2 protein-coding genes are annotated in these 2,442 nt (G+C 65.0%); both read right to left on the bottom strand.

The genetic code is table 11. The features are described from left to right. Window positions 1-970: glycosyltransferase family 39 protein (locus MOV74_RS36055; protein ID WP_246932024.1), on the bottom strand; the 970-nt coding region annotated here is incomplete at its 3' end. Window positions 971-976: 6 nt separating this feature from the next. Then, window positions 977-2,110 carry a glycosyltransferase family 2 protein gene (locus tag MOV74_RS36050; protein ID WP_246932022.1) on the bottom strand — a complete coding sequence of 378 codons (1,134 nt, stop codon included), beginning with the start codon at window positions 2,108-2,110 and terminating at the stop codon, window positions 977-979. Window positions 2,111-2,442 lie beyond the last annotated feature (332 nt).

Below are 2,442 nucleotides of genomic sequence, written 5' to 3'. Positions count from 1 at the left end.
ATTGCACGAGGTTGGCGGCGGCGGCCGCGGCGCCGACGAAGGGCGGATAGACCGGCGCGAACCAGTTGGCCTCGACGCGGGCATGCAGCGAATGCCAGACGAAATAGGCGACGATGGTCCAGAACATCGTCTCGATCAGCACGCGCGAGGCCAGCGCGCCGGCCCTGCGCCAGGTCAGCGCGTGCAGGCCCATCGCGCCGAGGATGAAGACGAGCGGGGTCGCGAACGCGATCTGGGTCGGGATCAGCTCGGCGATGAAGACCGGACGAAAGTCCTCGATCTTGGCGCGGCCGAGCTGCTTTGTGAACGAGACCCATTGATGGTCCGCATTCCAGAGGATCACCGGAGCGAACAGCGCGAGCGCAACGAGGCCGCCGAGATAGGGCCAGGGTGAGAGAAACCAGTGCCTGAGTTTCGGCACGGAAGCGAGCCAGATCAGGATCGCCAGCCCGAAGAACATCGCCGTGTATTTCGACAGCAGCGCCGCGCCGACGGCGGCGCCGACCGCGAGCCACCAGGCGCCGCGCCCGGTCTCCAGCACCTTGGCGAGGAAGAACAGCACGAAGCTGGATGCGACCAGAAGAGGCGCATCAGGCGTCACGATCAGCGTGCCGACGGAAGCCATCATGGTCACGTTGAGCAGGATGGCGCTGGTGGCGGCCACGCGCGCACCGCCGAACAGGATCGCGGCAGAGCGATAGACCGCATAGCTCATCGGCAGCGCCAGCAGGATCGAGACCAGGCGGACGCCGAGCTCGGTATCGCCGGCGATCAGGGTGCCGGCGCGGATCACATAGGCGACCATCGGCGGGTGGTCGTAATAGCCGCCCGCCAGGTTCTTCGACCACATCCAGTAATAGGCTTCGTCGAACGTGATCGGCGTGAACGCGGCCGCGACGAGCCGCAGGGCCACCAGCGCGAGAATCAGCAGCGCGGTGTTGCGGACGATCCGCGCGTCAGCCCCGCCCATCGCGGATTACTTCTTGCGCCAGACGAACAGGCCTGACATCGCGTAGTTCCACACTACGCCCATCAGCGCACCGGCCATGCCGGCCAGCCACCAGATCGGCTCCTGGTCGTACACCGAGAAGGCAACGCCGACATTGGCGAGCAGGCCGACGCTGCACACGATGTAGAAGGCGATCAGGCCGCGCAGCAGCGCAAAACCCTTCAGTCGCTGGTCGCGATAGGTGAGGAAGTTGTTGAGGACGAAATTGCTGGTCATGGCGACGATGGCACCCGCGGCCTGCGCCTCCGCGAACGGCGCCTTGAACAGCTGAAGCCCTATGAACAGCGTGGTCAGGTGCACCACGAGGCCGATGCCGCCGACCATCGCGAACAGGATGAAGCGCAGCGAGACGATGTCGTTGCTCAGCTTGGCGAGCACGAGACCGAGGAAATCGAGCGCAACCATGGAATCGAGCTTGCTCTCACCATGCTGGCGGGCGCCGAAAGTGTAGGGAATCTCGACGGCCCGCAGTGTGCCGTGCGCGGTCGCGACGACGTCGAGCAGGATCTTGAAGCCATGCACGGACAGCTTTGGCGCGAGCTCTTCGAAGCGATCGCGGCGCATCATGAAGAAGCCGCTCATGGGATCGGCGATCTCGACCCGCAGCATCTTCCTTGCGAACTCGGTTGCGAGCGCGCTGGCGCCGGCGCGCTGCTTGTTGAAGCCCTCGCTCTTGTAGCCCTCGATGTAGCGGCTGCCGACGACGAGGTCGGCCTGATCGCTTGCGAGCAGCAACAGCATCTTCGGCAGCTGCGCTTCGTCGTGCTGGAGATCGGCGTCGATCACCGCGACAAACGGCGCACTCGAGGCCAGGATGCCTTCGATACAGGCGCCCGACAGGCCGCGACGGCCGATGCGGCGGACACAACGCACGCGGCTGTCCTGCTGTGCCAGCGCGCGCACGACGTCCCAGGTGCCGTCGGGCGAATTGTCGTCGACGAACACGACTTCCCAGGCGACGTTGGCAAGCGTTGCTTCCAGCCGCCTGTACAATACCGTGACATTGTCGCGCTCGTTGAAGGTCGGGACGATGACCGACAGTTCCGGCCCCTCTTGAGCCTGCGGCGGATTGTCGGAGCCCGGTCTGATCGCTTCATTCATGACGGCAGCGTATATCCGCCGCGTCTTACGCTGCCAAGTTCTTGCGCTGCCAAGCCGGGGGGTCTGTGGGAAATGCCCCAAAAGGGGTCTTAAAATGCCAACGACCCCGGAACGGCGGGCCGCGCGTACATCCGGCGCAAGCCCAAGCTATTCCAAGGTCGTCCCAGCGCCGGAGTTTTCGCTCAACGTCGCCGTTAGAGGCTAGATAAGAACGACGAGATCGCTCCGCAAGGGGCGAAAACCACGATTTTCTGGCCTATTGGTTGGGCACTTCCCGGATTATCGGGCCGCGCGGCGCGGGCGCGGCGGGAGCTGCGGGGGCCGCAGCCGGG

Source organism: Bradyrhizobium sp. SHOUNA76 (assembly GCF_023006445.1).
GTDB lineage: Bacteria > Pseudomonadota > Alphaproteobacteria > Rhizobiales > Xanthobacteraceae > Bradyrhizobium.
The sequence above is the reverse complement of the archived record's forward strand: the minus strand, read 5'-3'. Positions and strand labels throughout refer to the sequence as shown.